This window comes from Ignatzschineria rhizosphaerae (assembly GCF_022655595.1).
GTDB classification, from domain to species: Bacteria; Pseudomonadota; Gammaproteobacteria; order Cardiobacteriales; family Wohlfahrtiimonadaceae; genus Ignatzschineria; species Ignatzschineria rhizosphaerae.
The window spans coordinates 647,336-671,004 of the sequence record NZ_CP093379.1 but is presented as its reverse complement, the minus strand read 5'-3'; the positions used below and the strand labels follow the sequence as shown (position 1 = coordinate 671,004).

The window sequence follows — 23,669 nt, the reverse complement described above, 5'->3', positions numbered from 1 at the left end:
TAGCTTCTTTTGAACCGATTTCACTATAAAAGAAAATCATAGAGAACGCTTTAGCCATATCTTGATCTAATCGATCACGATATTCCTTTGTCATTGATTACTGGCCTTTTTAAAAAAATTTCTCAATATGGTGATTATTCAAAAACAAAAGCCCCGAAGCCTATTAAGCTTCGGGGCTTTTCATCGTGTACCTTATTAATTAAGGCACACTTTTTTCTCTAGCTAATCGATTAGAAACCTAAAGGATCGACTTCTAATCCCGTATCGATCTTCTCGCGCTCTTTTCCTTTTAATTTCCAGATCAGATTCGCATTAATCGAATGCTCTTGAAGCTTGCTACCAAACTGTCCTTGATAACCCACATTAAACTCAAGGTTATCTTTTTGACCAGTAAAGCCCACGCCTACTAAAGCACTGCTACGGCTACTTGTGGTCGAGCGAACATTAAAGGCACGACCAGTATCCACAAAGCTTAAGTCATAATCTTGGAATTTATGTCCAAAATCATACTGCCAACCAAGATCTGTTGAGATCGAGTAAGCATTGTCTTCACCAAAGAACCAGTTATTACGAACCCCTAATACCGCATTCGATTGGCTATTACTTTGCGCTTTTGCCTCTAATGCTGCTAAGCCTCCAGACTCTCTAAAGCCGTTAGACTTCACTTCCGTATGAGACATACCGATATAAGGCATCATCTCCATATTATCAAACTCAGAGAATGTGAATAGTCTACTCACCTCTACAAAAGCTTGATATTGATGACCTCTATATTTCGATTTGAGCTGTCCTGCAATCGAATTGATATTCACACTGCGATTAGCATTAAAGCGTAAGTAACTATAGTTAAAGCCCCCTTTAAGATCAAAACCACTATCTCCTAATTGAGTACCCGCATAGATCATAAAGTGCATTGCTTTCACCTTACCCTCACTGCTACGAGTATCTTTAACTTTTAGCTTCATATCTTCATAGCCACCAGCAAAGCCTAAAGTGAAGTTATGATCTGTGGAGATCACTTTGTCGTAGCCGATCAGTAAGCCCGATCCTTTACGCTCCATCTTCGCCGCATTGCCATCACCTTTAATGGTGCCATCGTAGCCTAATGCCTGCATCCAGAAGGCATCTTGTGCCGCTCTCTCTGGTGTACCTCTAAACGCTTCACCTTCACGAAGAGTTAAACGTCCTTTCATCTTCTGACCGATAAAGCGACTACTTTGGAAGAGGGCTTTTTGTGTTGAAGCATAAATCTCACCACTGATATTATCAAATGATCTTGCAGCTTCTGCAAAGCTCATGCCTTGGAAGGCACGAACGACTGCGTGATCATTTCCTAACCCATCTAAAGCTCCCGCTACAGAGCGAGTATTATAAGTTAAGCCGACACTATCAAAGCGAGTATCATTACGTTCAAGATTTAAAGTAACTTTATCCTTCTCGCTATAATCTAAAGAGGCATTTAAGAAATCAAGATTCGTTGTGAGTTTATCAAAACTTCCCTCAACCCCTTTATCTGCCTCAATAACAACTACTGATTGACCATCGTGCCATAAACCAGCGCCGGCACGAACAGACATATTAACGTCTTTATCAATCGATACCATGCCGCTACCACCATGACTACTTGTAGCAACAATCTTATCGCTATTACCTTTTTCATTAGCATCTACTTGATAGGTTGAGCCTGATTTAAAGTTAAAGCTATTAGCCGTTAAGGTACCAAAGGCATTACTGCTAGGTTGTGTGCCATTACCTGGTGATAATGTTGCCCCATCACCTAACGTGACATCTCCTTTAATCTTCGCATTTCCAGAAAGCGTTCCTTTATTTGCTGTGATATCGCCTGTAACATCAATCGCCGTTTTACTACCCCCTAACACTAACGATCCGTTATTAAGGAGCATATTACCAAGCACTGAGTTATTAAAGATTAAGCTACCTGATCCTTCTTTAGTCAGCCCATTTTCAATCTCAATCTGATCCCCTTCAAAGCGATAATCATATTGGCTATTAACGCTCATCGTCTCAACAAGATGCTTGGTACCATTAGCAGAGACTTTAATTGCCTGATCTTTACCAGGATTATCTCCAAAGGTCACCTTATCACCATCAAAGAACGTCTCCCACTTCTTACCAGTACTGTCTGTCACATCCCAGTTTTTCTTCTCAACATCCCAGATTAAAGTGCCATTTTTCTCTGCCACTAATCCAGTCCATGTTGCCTCTCCTGAGAAGATCACGCCTTGATTTAAGACAATTGAGTGCTCATTGAACTCAACTGATAATGGGTTAAGTCGATCAATATTTGCCGTTGAACGCCCTTTATAACTTAAAGTCGCATTAAACTTATCAGCATCTAATAGATGATCTGTATAAAGCAGCGTATAAAGCCCATCTCTATTAGGTGTTAAAGATGCCACATCAATCGTAATTGCGCCATCGCTAGAGGTTTTAAGCGCTCCTGTTGCATTAATATTGAGTACTGCATTATCAGCTGTTGCCATCTCGCCCTTATCGATCTCAAAGCGATTATCGCCTGTCACATCAAAGGAGAGCATCGTACTTCCATTTTTGCCACCCGTGTTAAGCGTGATATCCCCCTCAACATCGAGCGTATTATTACCACCTAAATGTAACTGAGTATGACGACCTGTACTTCCTAAAGTAAAGCTTGAATCTTTACCTAAGAGTTTAAAGTCAGCATCTTTACCAAGATCAACCATTCCCTCTTGAACATTCACTCGAGTACTACCTGTAAAGGTCGTATCTTGCGTTAAACTCAAGGTTCCTGAACCAATCTTACTCAACGTCACATCCCCACTACCCGTTAACTGGTTTTGCATCTCTAAGATTGCACCGGTTGCTGTATTAAGGGTTAATGCGCCATCGTTCACGACAATGCCAGCCACTTGTGGTGTTATGCTACTTGCCTCACTACCAAAAGTCACTTTTGCATTACGCTCAAGTTGTAATCGACCTGTTTTACCATTTGCAACCGTCAATACTTCATCCATAAATGCCATTTGGCTATCAGACTTCACCGCAAGGGTAGCAACGCCACTATTGCTCTCTGATAAGAAGTTTACTTGATCAAGCGTTGTTCCTAATTGCTCTTTCGTAGAAACTCTCACCGTCCCGCCATAGAGATCGATACCGCCTTCAAAGCTATTTTTCACTGTGTTGGTTAAATCCACTCGGCCACTATAGGTAATCTGCTCACTTTGACCACCAATCGTAAAGTCATCATTCATGATCTGACCGAGAACCAGTTTACCTTGGCTTGTGCTCGTTGGATCGAAAGTTGTCGCAATCTTCTTAATCGTGATACCTTCACCTCTAAAGGTGTAGTTCGCACGACCACTGACAAAGATATCTGCTGTTTCAATCGCTTCTTTTAATTGAACCGTCTGACTCTTCTCTGAAGCAAAGTTGACAATATCGCCGTTGATAAAGGTTTTCCAAGTTTGACCATTACTATCTACTGATGTCCAGTTTTCAGTAATAGAATCCCACTCACCTTTATTCTCCTCGGCATTTTCATTCCAAGTGGTAATACCGGTATAGATCGTACCTTTATCAAGAACAATCGCCTGTTCATCCACGATTAACGTGATATGTTTCAAACGATCAATCGATGCGACATCTCGACCTTGATAGGTTAAGTTATGCTGCAAACTAAACTGATTCGCATCAAGCTTACTTGCCGTATAAAGGAGTGAATAGAGCCCTTCAGTATGGTCACTGTTTAAACTATTAATATTCACATTGACCTGATTCTCCCCTTCAATCTTCAAGGCGCCACCTAAGTGAAGGACTGCATTATCCGCACTCGCGTCCGCAAGCGCTTTAATGTAGTTATCATCAGTAACATTAAAGCTCAAAGAGGTATTTGTAAGCGGATCTTTATTCGGGTTATTCTCCTTATCAATTGCTTTACCAGTATTAATGATCACATCACCATTTACGCTAATCGTGTTACCACCATTAGCGAGCAATGTGGTGCTATGACCTTCACTACCTAAAGTAAAGCTTGAATCAGCGCCTTCAAGGACTAACTGACCATCTTTTGCAAGGTCAAAAGTCCCTTCTAAAATCGCGATATCTGAAGTACCTGTTAAAGTACTATTTCCGCCTAATTTAAAGGTACCACTACCTACTTTATCAAGTGTTGCAGCATCCCCTGTTAACCCATTTTGTAGGTTAAAGAGAGCGCCTGCTGCTGTATTGAGTGTTAAAGCACCACCTGTAAGGTCTAATCCTTTTTGACCGGTATTTTGACTCTCTGAGATTGTGACTTTTGCATCTTTCTCAAGATTAATCGCTACCACATGATCTTGACCGATCGTGAGGGTTTGATCTTCAAATGCTAAGCTTGAATCTTCCGCAACTGCAATCGTTGCCACATTATCAGCTGTTCCTTGAAGCGTAATCTGATCTAAATCAGCTCCTAACTGTGCATTGCTTGCCACACGCAGGGTTCCGCCATAGATATCAATACCGCCTTCAAAGCTGTTTTTCTGTGTGCCGGTTAAATCGATCACACCACTAAATGCCATATCGTGAATCGAGAGATCTTTGCCATCAAAGCGAATCTCTTGACCTAAGATCAATTTACCACTACTGACTTTCGCTGGCTCAAAGGTTGAGACAATTACTTTTGTATCAAAGCCTTGACCTGTAAAGAGATAAGTAGCATCGCCTTTAAATAAGACATCGCCTGCCGAGATATGATTTGCAATACGGATCTTCTGATCTTTAGTAGAGCCAAAGTTCACAAAGTCACTCGACATGAAAGTGTTCCACGTCTGACCGCTACTATCTGTTACCTGCCAGTTTTCAGTAGTCGTATCCCAAACACCCATCAAGCTTGATGAATGCGTCCATGTCGCAATACCAGTGTAGAGTTTTCCTTTATTAAGAACAATCGAGTCCTCTTGCATGATTAATGAGAGATCTTTTAATCTTGCAATATCGGTAATATTTTTACCTTGATACGTTAATGGATCTTTAAGGTTAAAGTCTCCTGCTTTAAAGAGATCCGTGGTGTAGATGAGCGTATAAAGACCACTATCATGCGCACTTGTTAAGTTCGCAATATCAATCTTAATCGGCCCATCTTCTACCGTGATTTTCCCAACGGTTAATGCAGCGTTACCTACACCTGCTTGAGTTAACTTATCGATGTAGTTGGCATCAGTGACATTAAAGCTCATTGTCGTACTACCTTGATCTCCACCACCTTGGAAGATTAAGTTGCCATTGACATCAAGTATATTATTCCCCCCGACTAGTAAGGTACTATCTTTCCCCTTACTACCAAAGGTAAAGCTTGAATCTTGACCACTTAAGCTGATGTTCGCGTTTTCCGCTAAATGGAACGTCCCTTCTAAGACATTAAAGTCTGTTTTGCCAGTAAACTGATTATCGCCAGCAAGTTTAAAGGTTCCTTCCCCTTGTTTAGTAAAGCTTACATCGCCTTGACCTGACATCTGATTTTGAATATCAAGCACCGCTCCTGCCGCTGTATTGAGGGTGAAATGTCCGCCATTAAGCTCAATTGCATTCCCTTGACCAGATAAGGACACAACGGCTTCTTTCTCAAGATTAAGTGCACCATACGCGCCATTATCAAGCGTGAAACCTTGATCTTTAAGGTTTAAGGCGCCTTTTTCTGCCACTTGTAAAGTCGCCACATTATCCGCAGTTCCATTTAAAGCGAGATCATTAAGGCTTGTGCCTAATTGATCGCTATTAGCAATACGAAGCGTACCACCATTGATATCAACACCACCTGCAAAGATATTCTTCACAGTTTGTGTTAAATCCACAGTGCCGGTAAATGTCGCATCTGTGATATTCATAGATGCATCAATTGAGCCGCCTAAAACAAACTTCCCATCACTATCTACGCCAAAGCTTGAATCTTTCGCTAGCACTTTATTGGTATGGAGTCCTTGACCACTAAAGAGATAAGTACCATCGCCTTTAAAGAAAATCCCCGCGCTTTCAACCGCTGTTTGACCATCTAAAGCGATCGTTTGTGTTGGTGCATTGGTTAAGCCGAAGATGACATAATCATTGGCAGCAATCTCATTCCAAGTACGGCCCTTACTGTCTGTCACAGACCAGTTGCTCGCACCATTGGTACCATTACCATTTGCCCAAGCATCGCCCCCCACCCAGTTTGCGATACCGTGATAGACGATATCTTTCTCTAAGACGAGGTTGTGATCATCTTGTGCTAAGAAGAGCGTTTCAAAACGATTGGTATTCGTATGACCTTTAATATTGGTATCAAAGAGCCCATCTACTAAACTTGCCGTACTAGAAAGCAGCGTATAGTAACCTTGATCAAGTGCTTTAAGATCGGTAAGGCTATTTAAGAGATCAACCTCAATACCACTTTGAACCCCACTATTACTCAAGATAATGTTCTGCGCATCGATATTGAGGATCGCAAGGCTACTGCCCACACCATTCATATCGAGTGAGTAGTTATCTTTTGTCACGGTAAAGGTAAAGGTGGTCTCTGCACTATTGTTAAGATGGAGATCTGCTGTTCTTAAGGTGTTATGCCCCCCTAAAACAAGCTTCGTATTTTGTCCTGCTTTTCTCGAGCCTTGACCATCAAGCACAATATTCGCCTGACCTGCAAGGTTTAAGGTTCCTTCTAAGATCGCAACATCTGATTGTCCTTCAAAGTGATTATCCCCATGAAGTTTGAGCGTTCCTGAACCTGTTTTATTAAAGCTTGCATCCAATCCATTAAGTGCATTTTGTATCTCAAAAACTGCACCAATGCCGGTATTGAGAGCTAATGCACCACCATTAATCGAGATGCCTTCTCCTAAGTTACCATTACTATTGATCGTCACATTAGCGCCATCTTCTAAATCAAGCGCTGCAACATGGTCTTTCTCAATCGTTAATGTCTCATTAGTGAAGGTTAATTGACTATCCTCTTTCACTTGCAGTGTTGCGGCATTATTTGCAACACCAGCCAATAAGAGCTGATCTAAACTTGTGCCTAATTGATCTTTTGTTGCGATACGTAAAGTACCACCATAGATATCAACGCCACCTTGGAAGTCATTTTTCAAAGTACCAGTGAGATCCACAACGCCACTAAAGGCTTGACCCTGCACCACTAAATCAGTACCAATGAGCCCGCCTAATACCAGCTTACCACTACTTAAACCTAATGGGTTTTGTGGATAGAACGTGGTCGTTACAGATTCTGTCGTAATGCCATCTCCTGAGAATTTATAAATGCCATCCCCCGCCACATACATTGCCGCAGCTTCTACTGGATTCACAATCGTAATCGCCTGCTTGCCAGTTGCCGCAAAGTTGACAAAGTCGCCATTAACAAATGTTGTCCAAGTTTGACCATTACTATCTGTGACATTCCAGTTTTCTGAAGTGCCGTTCCAAAGGAGATCTTGTCCACCATTCCAAGTAGCAACGCCGCTAGAGAGCTCACCTTTATTAAGAACAATCCCGTGATTGATAAACTCAAGAGAGAGATCACTTAAACGGCCAATCTCAGAAATCAACTTACCTTGATAGGTAAACTCACTATTAAAGAGATTCTTATCAAGCTTATTTGCGGTATACAGTAACGTATAGAGTCCTGAATCATGCTGACTATTAATGCTCGCAATATCGATATTAAGCTTGCCATTCTTAGCGTTAAACTGACCATTCAGATTAAGCGCTGCGTTATCAGCTGCTGCACCGCTGATATGCGAAATATAGTTACTATCGGTCACATTAAAGCTTAGCGTTGTTTTACCGTTATTGCCGCCACCATCAAAGGTGATATTGCCAAGGCCATTTCCAACATGAAGCGCATTGTTACCGCCTACGAGGAATAGGCTATTCACATTGTTACCACCAAAGGTAAAGCTTGAATCTTGACCTACTAATGAAAGGCTTGCATCTTTAGCAAAATCAAACTTGCCACCATTGATATTAAAGCTCGAATCACCGCCAAAGTTGTGGTTGCCGGCAAGTTTAAAGTCACCTTCGCCAGTTTTCTTGAAATCAGTATTATTGCCCGTGAAACCATTGGCTTTATTGGTAATCTCAAAGAGCGCCCCTGCAGCACTACTCACTGCAAAGCTACCATTATTGATGACAAGCTGACTATCGTCTTTAATTGTGGTAGTCGCATCTTGCGCCAATGAGAGTGCAAGTTTACCGCCATCAACGGTGATACCGCTTTGATTGAGACCAGTGCCCTCAAAGGTCACATCGCTATCTTTCTCAACATCAAGCGCCGCTACACTGCCAGTATTGACTGTTAAGGTCTCATCCATAAAGTGAAGTGTACTACCTTCTGCAATCGCTATGGTTGCGACATTTTGATCGCTGCCCATTAATGCAACATTATCAAGCGCTGTTCCTAATTGCGCCTTTGATGCCACTTTTAGCGTACCGCCATAGATATCGACACCACCGTCAAACGTATTGTTATCAGTATTGGTAAGATCCACAAGACCACTAAATGTCTCGTCGGTTACTTGCATATTCGTATCAATTGTTTGACCTAATACAAGCTTACCAAGACTACTCACACCAAAGGTTGAATCACCGGCATCAATAATATTGCTATTGAGGCTGCCATTCGTGAAGAGATAGCTACTATCACCCGTCAAGAAGATCGATGCCGTATTAATGCTTTCCGTACCTAGATCAATCGTATTATCACTTTCATCAGCAAGTGCAAAGATTACATAATCTTGATCTGCAAATTGACTCCATGAGCGGCCTTTACTATCAACAACTGCAAAGCTATTTGCGCCATCCCACACAGATCCTTGACCTAACCAGTTCGCAATCCCGTGATAAAGCACATCTTTCTCAAGTACTACCGCTTTATCGGTTTGTGCTAAGAAGAGCGTATTGAAACGATCTTGATTTTGGCTATTCGTTGCCGCAATCACATCCTTAAATAAACCTTTACCTAAGCTACTTGTACTATGAAGCAAGGTATAGAAACCGGCATCTGTCACACTACTTGCGTCCCATGTCAGATGAATGCTATCCGTACTTGATTCTTGGTTAACAAGATAGACACCATCAGCACTAATATTCAGCGCTGCTAATGCTGCATAATCCATATTGGCATTAGTTGCCGCATGGTTATCTTGGCTTAAGTTAAAATGAAGCGTTGTACTACCTTGATCTCCACCATTTGCAAGGAAAAGATCCCCAGCAACATTAAGGCTATTGTGACCATTAATATTTAAAAGTGTTGCATTACCAGCGCCACCAAATAAAAGCTCTGAACCTGCGCCATTTAAGTTAATTGCACTATTCGCAGCTAAATCAATCACTCCATCAGTTAACGCAACATCTGCTTGACCCGTAAAGGTGCTATTTTCAGCAAGATTAAGCGTTCCTGACCCTGACTTATTAAACGTACCGCCTTGACCACTAATACCATTATCAAAGGTTGCAACAGCGCCTTGATCGGTATGAAGTGTAAAGGTTCCGCCATTAAGCACCGCACTTTCAGCAAGAATGAGCTTCGCATTGTGATCAAGATTAAGCGCAAGCGCCCCACCGTTGACGGCAATACCGCTACCTACACCAAGATCGACAGATGCTTGTTTTTCAAGGTTAATCGCTGCAATATGATCTTGACCAATCGTTAATGCGCCATCATCAAAGTGTAATGCACTACCTTCAGCAATCGCTAAGGTTGCTGCATTATTACTGTTCGCGCCTGCTAAGGTTAATTGATCGAGCGTCACACCTAACTGATCGCGATTAGCAATTCGTAAGGTTCCGCCAAGTATATCAATCCCTTCAAAGCTATTTTGAGTGGTATTAGTTAAATCCACAACGCCGGTAAAGTCTGCATTAGGCATTGCGATCGCATTAGTATTGAGCATACTGCCTAATACCAATTTACCATCACTTTCAAATCCAAAACTACTATCAACGATATGCGTCGCAAAGCCTTCACCCTCAAAGCGGTAAGTTGCATCACCACTAAAATGAGCGCCCGCTGTTTTAATGTCTTCCTCTTTAATCAGAATCGTTTGATCACTTGTTGCTGCAAAGTTCACAAAGTCATCGAGCATAAAGGTGGTCCAAATTTGACCAGAGCTATCGGTAGTATCCCAGTTATTATTAAAGGCATTCCACTCATTATTGGTAGTGCCGATCCAGGTTGCAACCGCATTGTAGAATTCACCCTTATTAAGCACCATAGCAGAATCAGTAAAGAGAAGATTAAATGCCGCTAATCTCTCAATATCTTTCACATTACGACCATGAATGGTGATCGAATTTTCAAGATTGAACTGGTCTGCTTTTAATACCCCTTTTGAATCGGTGTAAAGCAGCGAGAAGAGTCCTGATTTTTGAGGATTTGTTAATGCAGAAATATCCACATTCACATCAATCTTGCCATCCCCTGTAATCTGCAGATTACCGGCAAGATTTAATACAGCCTTATGATTTTGATCTAATTCAAAATCTTGCTCTGATAACGCATTCGTCCCATCTACTTTAAATTTAAGGGCTGTCTGACCATTTGTGCCACCTGAATGAAGCGTGATATCGCCATCAACAGAGACCCTATTTTCACCTTGCGCATCTAATGTTGCTACTTGTCCTTCTTTACCTAAGGTAAAGGCAGATCCTGCCCCAGTAAGCGTAAGTTGACTACTATTAGCAAGCTTAAATGTTCCTTCTTGAATATTCACATTTGAAGAGCCGGTAAATTGATTGCTACCAGCTAATTTGAAGGTTCCTAAACCTTCTTTATGAAGTGTTGCATTGTTTCCACTCATTTGACTTTGAATGTCTAAAAGAGAATCTGCAACCGTATTAAGCGTTAAGGTGCCCCCTTGAATATTGAGCGCATCTTGAGTTCCAGTAAATTTAACCGTCGCCCCATCTGCCATATCTAATGCCACAAAGTGGTTATTAGCAATTGAAAGCGTCTGGTCATTAAACTCAAGCACTTGGCCTTGACCATTAGCAAAAGCTAATGTCGCTGCTTGATCTTCAGATTTACCCATCAGTTTAAGTTTATCAAGCGTTGTTCCAAGTTGAGTCTCAGATGCGATTTTTAATGTACCACCATAAACATCAATGCCACCTTCAAACGTGTTTTTCACTGTTTGAGTGAGATCAACAATGCCGGTAAATGGCGCATCTTGAACCACTAAGGAGTGATCAAAAGTTTGCCCAAGCACAAGTTTTCCTTGGCTCATTCCATTCCCAGCAAAACCGCTCATATCGACACTATTGGCATTTAAACCTTCGCCAATAAATTGATATTCCTGATCCCCACCTACATAAATACCGGCTGTATTCATTGCAGTTGCAGAATCAAGATTAACGTTCTGAGTGCTATTTTGCCCATTATTTAAGTTAAAGATCACATAATCATTGTCTGCTACTTGGTCCCATGTGCGGCCTTTACTATCTGTAACATTAAAACTGCCCTTTTCAATCCAGAGATCTTTATCGCCCGTCCAAGTTGCAACACCGCGGTAGAGAACGCCTTTCTCTAACACAAGCGCATGGGTTGTTTCCTGAAGATAGAGCGTATCGAAACGATCATCATTTTTCTGGTTCATCTCAAGAATGGAGCTTGCAAAGAGCCCTGAGGTTAAGCCATTTTGGCTATGCAATAAGGTATAGAAACCGCTATCAAGATCTTTACGCTCATTCTCAATCTCAACTGCAATATCTTTAGCCGCAGCTCCTTGATTCGTTAAGAGAATATCTTTTGCATCAATCTTCAGCGCCGCTGAGTTCTCTGTATCGATTGCTGCGATATCTAAGGCGTGATTATCCTGTGAAAGGTTAAAGGCAAATGTTGTCTCACCATTATCCCCACCGGCATTAAGCACCATCTCACCATTAACAATAATCTCATTATCGCCGTTGACCACTAAGCGTGACACATTATCATCACTACCAAACTCAAAGCGAGAATCAGCACCTGTTAAATGAATACTTCCGGCAGTTACTACATCACCATTGCTGTTGATAAGCGCATCTTTACCGTAAAGTGATAACGTGCCGTTATTTACGGTAAAGGTTGTGTTATCACCTGCAAAGATCGATACGCCGGCAAGATTCCAAGTGCCTAAACCATCTTTAACAATAGAACCTCTATCTCCCGACATTGCATCACGCATATCGAGTAAACCGCGTTCTGCGATATCAATGTTAAGCTGTGAATCTTCTGTTAAATGGATGCTGTTACTAATGCCATTTGCAAAGTTATCCTTAAAGGTTGAGGTGCTATCTTCAGTAACCTTGAGATTGAACACTTTACCCTTAAATAAAATCGCACCACCACTAGTAGTTGCAGTATTACCACTAAAATTACTATCGATTAATGTTAAATACTCATCGCTCGAGATTGCCCCACCATAATTTGCGCTATTTTCTTCAAAAGTACTATTACTAACCGTTAAATCATTTCTATTAAGAATCGCACCACCATAATTTGTTGCCTTATTCGCTACAAAAATAGCATTATTAATGCTTAATTTTGCAGTATCGCCACTTACACGAATAAAGTTTACTGCCGCACCACCATCACTTGCATTATTACTTTCAAAAACAGCACCATCAATTGTCATTACCCCGGTATTAGCTATAGCTCCACCTGATTGAGTAGCAACGTTATTGAGGAAATGTGTCTGCCCAGAAATATCAACTTGATCATAAGAATAGATTGCACCGCCATGATTATTAACACGTCTAACACCATTATCAGTAAACGCTGAATCAATCACAGAGACAGTACCACTAACGATATCAAGCGCTCGGCGATAAGCGTTATCAAATGAAACGTTAGTTAACGTCACATCAGCTCCGTCATATACGGCAACTCCATAATGATTATGTTCACTAAATGAACTATTAGAAACTGATGCCTTCCCTCCATTAACGCTGATTCCAAATGCCATGCTAATCGCAGGATTTCCTTTAAATAGCGTATGATTAAGTGTTAAGGTCCCTCCATTATTTTGAATCGCATGAGTACTATTTTTTGTACCATCAAATAAAATCTGATGGTTCTCTGTTCCCGTAACCATTAATTTACCCGCATTAGTAATGGCAGAGGTTCCATTACTATTCGTAAATATTAATTCTCCTGTTCCCTCTGTATCAATGACAGCAAAGACATTGTTATCAATTTGTAATGTTTCATTATTAAAATGAACATTACCTGTATCCGCTATCGTTAAGTGTGCTCTGTTATCTTCCGTTCCTGCCAGATTTAACTTATTTAGAGATGTTCCAAGCTGATCTTTATGAGAGATCTTGAGTGTTCCACCATAAATATCCACGCCACCTGCAAAATGATTGCTTGTCGTTTGTGTTAAATCAACCACGCCTGAGAATTGATCTTTCGCAATATCGATATTACCAGCATTATTAGCAACACTTTCTCCTAATACGAGTTTGCCGGTACTGGTATGTCCTACAAAATCAGTATTAAAGATCTCTGCGTTCAATCCTTCACCACTAAGCGCATAATTTGCAGCTCCTGTGAAGTAAATTCCTGCTGTTTTAATCGCAGTAACATTATTAAGATCAATTGATTGATCCGTTTGTGATGCAAAGTTGACATAATCCCCTTCTGCAAACTGCTTCCAATCACGTCCTTTACTATCCGTTGCATCAAACGCGCCCTTCTCATTCCAGAGCGTTTCAGCGCCTGTCCAATTTGCCACCGCATTATAGAGAACATCTTTCTCTAAAATCACAGCCTTATCCGTTTGCGCTAAATAGAGCGTATTGAAACGATCATCATTTTGTTGATTAATATCGGCAATAGAAGTCGCAAAGAGATCTGCACCTAAGCCATTTTGGCTATGAAGTAAGGTGTAGAAACCGGCATTAAGGTCTGAGCGCTGATTTAAGATATCTAACGTAATATCTTGATTATTAACCCCTTGTCCTTCTAAGGTAATATTATTTGCTGAAATATTTAAAGCCGCTGAACTTTCGGTATCAATCGCCGCATAATCAGCCGTGTGGTTATCTTGTGATAAGTTAAATGCAATTGTTGTCTGCCCATTATCACCACCGGCATTTAAGACTATATTATTACCGGCACTAATAGTATTACCACCACCGACGGTTAATGTTGTCTCGTTACCATCTGACCCTAAGGTGAAATTAGTTGAAACATGAATTTGTCCTGCGGCAACATCTACATTTTCGTAAATATTACTATTATCAACCTCACCAGCACGATAGAGATATAACTCACCCTCTTCAACTTTAACATTCGTTAGAAGTTCGTTATTTCCTCCTAACTTCCAAATGCCTTTACCTGATTTAGTAACAGTACTTAATCGATACATCGGATCACGCATATCAATCGTGCCGTCAGCTATTAGTTGAACATTCCGACCACTAGATGAAAGTGAGTTTGCAATCCCTGAAGTACCGTTGTCAGCTCTTAAGTTTCCTGAGAAAAGCGTTGTTTCCCCTTCATCCGCTGCAACTGTATAGTGACGATATCCATAGATAGCACCACCTTCACCACTTGCTCTATTTTGAATAAAGGTATTATTTTTAAATACTTTAGCATCAGCACTATCCGTAGAATAAACAACAAATGCTAACGCGCCACCATTGTGTGTTGTTGAGTTATTGATAAATGTACTATCTGAAATAAGCGCAGATTTTGCATCGTAAATATCAATCGCTCCGGCATTATTGGTTTCGACTCTTAAGTTCTCAAATACTGAGTTCTCAACAATGACCTCTCCAGCCCCGATATCTAAACTAAATGCTCTTTGGGTGCTGTCTTTAAAGGTCGAGTTTCTAATAGTAATATTACCTTTAGAAACACCAATCATGCTTTGAGATGGCGCACTACCACCATTAGTATCATTATTAACAAATAACGCATCTTCAATTGTTAATGAAGTTGATGAGCCAATAACACGACCAATATTGTTACTAAACTCACTACCTTTGATAACTAAGTTCCCACTATTATCAATAACGCCATTAGTATGATTCGTAAATAATAAGGAACCACCATTACTAGCATCTAATATTGCATAATCACCTGCTTTAACCGTGAGCTTCTCATTACCATCAAAGACGACTCTATCACTAGCAAGGAGCGTTGCTTGATTTTGCGCTGTTCCCATTAAGGAGAGTTTATCAAGGGTTGTTCCAAGTTGCTTCGCATCAGAGATCTTGAGCGTACCACCATGAATATCAACGCCACCTTCAAAGCTATTTGCACCTGTAAGGCTTGTCATATCCACGATACCTGTAAACTCAGTATCTGGCGCTAAACTTAAATCTTTCTTGCCATTACTCGCAATTTTTTGACCTAATACGAGTTTACCGGCGCTCTTCGTTGGATTAAAGGTAGTGTCGTTTACTGACGCATGGAAACTATCTCCATCAAAGAGATAAGTTGCCGCACCACTGATATATACGCCGGAGGTTTGAACATCTTCTGTAATTTTTACTTGATGCTCATCGCTTCCTGCTAAGGCAAAGTTTACATAATCTTTATCTGAGAAAATCTGAGATTTTTTACCATTACTATCAATTGTATCCCAGTTTTTTGCAGAGAGATTATTCCAAACATTCACATTACCAGATGTCGTATCTTCGCCTGTCCATGTTGCAATACCTTGCGCCTCGGCAATTAATCCGCCAAATTTAAAGATTAAAGCATTGCCATCTTTATAACTAAATGGTGAATTTACAGCTCTTCCTAAATCTGCAAGTGATTCTCCTTCATAGAGATAATCTGCACTAACGTAGGCAAATTTGTCATCACTGAAATTCGTTGCGGTATCTGAATAGACTAATGTGTAATACCCTTCTTCAAGGTCTGAGAGATCAACATTAACGTTAATCTTCTTATCACCAATAAAGTTAATCGCCCCATAAAGCGCTAATGCCGCTTTATCGATGCTTGAATCTTCAGCGGTTGCCGTCCAGTTATCTTGAGTTGGGCTAAATTCAAAATTCAGACTTTGATCTGCAAAAGTACTACTACCGGTATTAAAGTTAATGAAACCTTTCTCAACATCGATACGATTATGACCATTAGCCGCTAAAGTCACATGAGTATCACCACTGCCGATACTAAATACAGAACTATCACCGGTTAGAGTGATCGATCCTGACACAATATCTTGATAATTGACATCACGCGCTTGCTCTTTGCCATAAAGAGTAAGCTTTCCATCATCTACAGCTAGATAAGTATTATCCCCTGTAAAGTTAATATCACCACCAAGCTTCCATTCACCTTCACCTTTTTTAACGATTTCAGCACGAATTCCTTTAATAGGATCATGCATGTCAAGTGATAAGCCTTTATTAACATTGATATCTAATACACCATGATCAATATAAATACTATTACTTCCTTCAGCATTTGTATTACCACTAAAGACCATTGTTTCATCTTGAACATTTAAAGCCAGTTTAACAGTTTCATCGCCAGCAAAATAAATGGCGCCGCCCTGATTGCTAGACGTATTTTTAGTGAAATTAGTATCTGTAATAACAAGATTATTATCTATGCTATAGATAGCGCCACCTGAAATAGATGCCATATTGCCATCAAATGTACTGCCTGTAATAGTTAAAAAATGTTGTTTATTGTCATAAAAACGAATAGCAGCACCATAATCTGCTTTATTACCACTAAAGAGTGAGTTATGAATATGTGTCTCTTGACCTGCTGATAATGCGCCGCTTTTATTATTAATAAAACGTGTATTTTCAACCGTTAATAATTTACTGTTTCCATGAATAGCACGACCAGCTGAGCTTGAAGAACCACCATTATCTACAAATAAGCTATCTTTTACCGATAATGTTGCGCCATTTTTACCACTAAAGAATTCAAAACCATAATGATAGTTATCTCTAAATATCGAATCCTCTATCTTGACTGAATTACTATTTACCGCAGCGCCGACAGCGATTCTATATCCTTCAAAAATGCTATCTTTAATATAGGTATCTTCGCTTCCTTCTTGCAATAATAACCCATGAGAACTACCCACTCCCGCACCTATCATATGTGCTGAAGATAAAGATAATTTATGAGTATCATATATCGCCCAAGTATTAATATGAGAGCTTAGATTCTCAGAGGTAAAGGTAATACGCCCATCATCACCATCTCCTGCAATCACCAGCGTCCCTTTATTTAAAATGGCAAAAGGTCCCGTATCATTAGGGGCAAACGTTAATTTTGCATTATTTTCAGTACGAATTTCTGCAAAATGATCTTTCGCAATCTCTAAGGATGAATCTGAGAATGTAACATCCCCATCACCGACTGATAATATTGCTTGATTTTGCGCTGTTCCCATTAAAGAGAGTTTATCAAGAGTTGTTCCAAGCTGATCTTCATGCGAGATCTTAAGCGTACCACCATGGACATCAACACCACCCTCAAATCTATTAGCACTTGTGATATTTGTCATATCTACAATGCCTGTAAATTCTGTATCAGGAGTGAAACTTAAATCTTGACCATTACTGGTAATTTTCTGACCTAAAACGAGTTTTCCAGAGCTTTCACTTGGGTTAAAGGTTGTGTCATTAATAGAGGCGTTAAAACCTTCGCCTTCAAAGAGGTAAGTCGCAGCGCCACTAACAAAAATGCCGGAGGTTTGAATATCACCCTCAAGTTTCACTTGTTGAGTATTAGCATCTGTTAGCGCAAAATTCACATAGTCTTCATTAGAGAAGATTGTTGACGTCCCGCCATTACTATCCACTGTTTCCCAGTTTTCACCGAGTAAGTTTTTCCAAACATTAACATATTCGGGGGTTGTATCTTTCCCAGTCCATGTCGCAATTGCATGGTAATCCGCCTTAATATCCCCCATTTGGAAAATAAGCGCATTCCCATCTTTATAACTAAAGGGGGAGGTTACCGCTCTTCCAAAGCTGGAGAGCGCTTTACCTTCATAGAGATAATCTGTATCAATATAGGCAAATTTGTTATCACTGAAATTCGTTGCAGTATCTGAATAGATCAGCGTATAAAAACCTTTATCAAGATCTTTTAAATCAACACTAACCCCGATACGGTTATTAGCATTATCACCAAAATTAACCGCACCATATAATTTTAATGCGGCATTATCCATCGTTGCCGACTCAACATCTGCTGTCCAGTTATCTTCGGTTGGCTTAAACTCAAAAGTCAGGCTCTCATCTGCTGTTTTACCGGCATTAAAGTTAATAACGCCATTCTCAGCACTAATACTGTTATGTCCATTTGCCGCTAAGGTCACATGTTTGCCAGTACTACCTAGACTAAAGGTTGCATTATCCCCTAAAAGGGTAATTGATCCTGCCGTAACATATTCTCCACGTTCATCGCGCAGCTCTTCTTTTCCATAGAGTGTGAGTTTTCCATCATTAACAACAAAGGAGGCATTTTCATTACTGAAGATAAAATTACCAGTTGCCCCACCTAACTTCCATTCACCAGCCCCATCCTTAACAACTTTTAATGACTCTCTAAAACTCTGGTTAGAATGTATTGGATCATGCATATCCAACAAGCCATCTTTATCGATATTAATATTGACTACCGATGCAGAGATAGCATTACTAACTACTGCTTGTGTATCAATATCAAAAACAGTGTTACCGCTAAAACGGGATATTTCACCTTCACTGACTTGCAAATTAACTAGATCGGCATTAATTGCGCCACCTAAATAATATTTCTCTACGCTGTTGTTAATAAAATTGCTATCGGTAATAGTAACATTACGGGCATCTATAGCACCCCCACCCCAAGTTGATCTATTTCCCTCAAAATCAACATTAGAGATGTCTAATACCCCAGATACAACGTTAATTGCTCCACCAACACCATAGCCAGAATAATTAACATCTGTTATTGCTTCATTGTTCTTAAAATGCCCCCCTCTAATGACTAACTTAGTATCACCAGAGCGCCCATCGAAATAAATAGCACCACCATGACCTTCTCGATCACCGGCTTTATTCCCTTCAAAAATAGTATTTACAATGTCTCCATCATGTTCGAGGTAAATCGCAGCTCCACCTCTGGCGTTATTATTAATAAATTCAGCATCATTAATAGATAAATATCCTTTCCCCCAAGCACTAATTGCACCACCTATCGAGTGAAGAGTTGTACCATTATTTATAAATTTTGTGCCATCAATATCAGCAGTTACATTTGAAAGCCCTAAGCCAGCGTCAGTCCACTCATAATCATTATCAACAAACTCACCACCAATAATCTTTAGATCCCCATTCGAAACACTAATAATATCTCCCTCATTTTTATTATCTTTTACTAGTGTATTTTCTAAATAAGCAGATCCATCTAAGTAACGAGGATTTTCACCACGACCACCAGTTATTACGGAATTAGTGATTCTATATGATTGTTCCTCAAACTTCTTTCCTGAGTCTATTCTTCCCGTCAGTAATACATGATCAAATACTACCGAGCCTTCGTTATACAAACCGCCTTGTAAGAGAATATTCCCATTTTCTTGGCCTAATAGTTCAAGTGAACCATCATTATTGACAAAGCCTAGTTTTAGTATCGCATTTTCTTCGGTTAAGATTTTTGCAAATTTACCATTCTTAATGGTTAACTCATCATAACCTTCAATTTCACCACCGGATGCAACTACTAATGTAGATTTATTATCTTGGTTCTCACTTAAGAAATTAAGCTTATCGTAAGCAACGCCTAGTTGGTTATTCGAAGCTACGCGCAAAATACCACCATAGATATCAATTCCACCGGCAAAACTATTTATATTAGTACCAGTAAGATCTACCATGCCTGTAAATTGTTCATCCGTAATCTTCAGATCTTTCTGATCACTACTTATTTTTTGCCCAAGAACTAATTTTCCAGAACTTTCAGACGGATTGAAGGTCGTTTCATAAATCGATGCATGAAATCCTTCCCCTTCAAAGAGGTAACTCGCAGCGCCACTAACAAAAACGCCGGAGGTTTGAATATCACCATCAAGTTTCACTTGTTGAGTATTAGCATCTGTTAGCGCAAAATTCACATAGTCTTCATTAGAGAAGATTGTTGACGTCCCGCTATTACTATCCACTGTTTCCCAGTTTTCACCGAGTAAGTTTTTCCAAACATTAACATATTCTGGGGTTGTATCTTTCCCGGTCCATGTCGCAATTGCATGGTAATCCGCCTTAATATCTCCCATTTGGAAAATAAGCGCATTACCATCTTTATAACTAAAGGGTGAAGTTATCGCTCTTCCAAAGCTGGAGAGCGCTTTACCTTCATAGAGATAATCTGTATCAATATAGGCAAATTTATCATCACTGAAATTCGTTGCACTATCTGAGTAAATGAGTGTGTAGTAACCTTCTTCAAGATCTGAAAGATCTACATTAACGTTGATCTTCTTATCACCGATAAAGTTAATCGCCCCATAAAGTGCTAATGCCGCTTTATCGATACTTGAATCTTCAGCCGTTGCCGTCCAGTTATCCTGAGTTGGGTTAAATTCAAAATTTAGGCTCTGATCAACAGATGTACCATTACCAGTATTAAAGTTAATAACGCCATTTTCAACACTAATACTATTATGTCCATTTGCCGCTAAGGTCACATGTTTATCAGTACTACCTAAACTAAAGGTCGCATTATTTCCTAAGAGAGTAATTGAACCAGCAGTAACATATTCTCCACGCTCATCGCGTATTTGCTCTTTACCATAAAGAGATAACTTTCCATCATTGACAACAAAGGAAGCTTCATCAATAGCATTATATAAATCTCCTGAATTTCCTCCTAGTTTCCACTCTCCGGTGCCAGATTTCGTAACATTCAATACATCACCATCATGACCACTTGATGTTATGGCATCGTGAATATCTAATAATCCCCCTTGCTCCACATCAATATTCACTACTGCGGCTGAAATTGCATTATTAATACGAGTTGTACCGTCACTATCTAATGTTGTATTACCACTAAAAGTAGAACTTTTACCCTCTGTTACTACTAAATTCAGGGTATTGGCAAGAATTGCTCCCCCATATCGATATTTCTCTACACTATTATTTAAGAAATTACTATTTGTAACAGTGACTTTAACGGCCTCAATCGCACCACCACCATAACTTGCAGTATTGCTATCAAATTCACTATCAAAGATATTGAGATGCTCTTTAGCCCCTGCATATATTGCGCCGCCTCTACCATAGTCATCAACATAGTTTCTAGGAGTTATCGCCCTGTTATCTCTAAACTCACTATTAGTAATTGTTAAAATACTCTCTTTTTCTTCGCTAGCAGGACTTGTATAGTAATATATTGCACCACCATTATTCGTGCCCCATTGCGAAACCTTATTTCCAACAAAAAGACTATTTAATATCTCCCCATCATGTTCTAGAGAAACAGCACCGCCATCTTCGCCGATATTGCTTAAAAACTGGCTATTGTTAATCGATAAGTAGCTATCATAACCTGAACTGAGATTTGATAGTACAGCCTTAGCATTATCCTTAAAGAAAGAATTTGAAATAGATAATTTCGAGCCGAATGCAGCAACCATACTAGAAGGATTATCAACAAAGTTACTATTTCTAATGTCTAAATTGCCATTAGTGATTGAAAAAGTATAATCAGAAGAATCTTGTAAGGATTCCGAGACTTTCATATTGTCAAAATATACATTACCGGAAAGCGTACTTCTAGACCTCACGCCCGTCACTAAAGAATTTGTCAATCTAAGGGATTTATTACTAGCAACATAGTAAGGCATCTCAATCCGATTGGTCAGATGAACATAATCTAAAACTAAATTAGCTACATTCTTAATTACTCCCGTGGTAGTAAGAAGATATGCTCCTGTTCCTTGTAAGTGCAGTGTCCCTTTATTATCAATTGCCCCTATTGATAAAGATGCCTTCTCCTCTGTTAATATCGTGGCAAATTTAAGAGCATCAATCTTCAAGTCTCCTGAAGTTACAACATGCCCTCCCGATGAAACTACTATTGTAGACTGATTATCTTGATTTTCACTTAGGAAATTAATATTATCCAGCGTTGTTCCAAGTTGCTTTTCATCAGAAATTTTGAGTGTGCCGCTATAAATATCAACACCACCTTCAAAGCTATTATTTCCAATAATGCCGGTCATATCGACAACACCCGTAAATTCTTTCTCACTGATTGTCAGGTCTTTACCATTACTTGAAGCAATATGTCCTAAAATGAGTTTTCCAGAGCTTTCAGTTGGGTTAAAGGTTGTGTCATTAATAGAGGCGTTAAAACCTTCGCCTTCAAAGAGATAAGTCGCAGCACCACTAACAAAAATGCCGGAAGTTTGAATATCAACCTCTGTTTTTACTTGGTGGGTACTAGCATCTGTTAACGCAAAATTCACATAATCTTCATTAGAGAAGATTGTTGAAGTCCCGCCATTACTATCCACTGTTTCCCAGTTATCTCCAAACAAGTTCTTCCAAGTATTCACATACTCAGGGGTTGTATCCTTTCCTGTCCAGGTTGCAATACCATGATAGTCGGCCTTTACCTCTCCCATCTCAAAAATTAGCGCATTACCATCTTTATAGCTAAAGGGAGATGTTACAGATCTAGCAAAGCTTGAGAGGGCTTTCCCTTCATAGAGATAATCAGCACCTATATAAGCAAATTTATCATCACCAAAATTCGTTGCGGTATCTGCGTAGATCAGTGTATAAAAACCTTTATCAAGATCCAAAAGATCAACGCTTACATTAATCTTCTTATCACCAATAAAGTTTACTGCACCAGAAAGTACTAAAACAGCCTTTTCAACTGAAGCTTCTTCCGCTGTTTCTGTCCAGTTATCTACTACTGTTGGGTTAAATACAAAGTTAAGGCTCTCATCTTTAGAGCTACTTCCTGTATTAAAGTTAATAGCACCATCTTTAACATTAATGCTATTGCCACCATTAGCAACTAATGTGACATGTTTATTATCACTTCCTAAAGTAAATACCGGGTTTGCACCGGCAATATCAATACCCGCGGCGACAACAAACTCCCCATTTTCATCTCGCACCTCATTACCACGGTAGAGTGATAAAACCCCTTCATTCACTGTAAATGCCGTATTATCACCGGTAAACGTTGATACGCCACCTAATTTCCACTCACCTTCCCCTTGTTTCGTAATTGTTGCATTTTCCCCCCATATAGGATCATGCATTACTAAGGAGCCTCGTTGTGCGACATCAATATCAAGTTTTGATTTTGCTAAATAAAAGCTGTTATTAGGTCTCTCTTCACCTTTGAATACCTGATTACCGCTAAACAGAGAACTATTGCCTTCAGAAACAATTAAATTAGCCCCGTCACTATATTCTCCAACATGAACCGCTGCCCCATTTCCCCGATAACCAGGTCCACTTACGCTGTTGCCAATAAAGGTGCTATCTATAATCGTTAAATAACCCCCGCCTGTATAAATTGCCCCTCCATATTCCGCGGAATTGCTTTCAAACAGGGAGTTTTTGATTGTTGCATTCCCCCCAGTCCCAGTATAAATAGCGCCCCCTGATGAACTACTATTAGAGCTGAAAGTAGCTCCATCTATCATTAATTCTCCAACATTGTATCCTCCATGATAAATGGCACCACC

General features: G+C 39.9%; 1 protein-coding gene. It reads right to left on the bottom strand.

Translation table 11 applies throughout. The annotated features are described in order from the left end of the window. Window positions 1-230: 230 nt before the first annotated feature. Complete coding sequence (locus MMG00_RS02920) at window positions 231-23,627, bottom strand: autotransporter-associated beta strand repeat-containing protein (protein WP_242151164.1); 23,397 nt, start codon at window positions 23,625-23,627, stop codon at window positions 231-233. Window positions 23,628-23,669: the final 42 nt, after the last annotated feature.

Bases quoted from the DNA above. Each gene is read 5' to 3' on its own strand.
- MMG00_RS02920 (WP_242151164.1), bottom strand. From the start codon at position 23,627: ATGATAGATGGAGCTACTTTCAGCTCTAATAGTAGTTCATCAGGGGGC.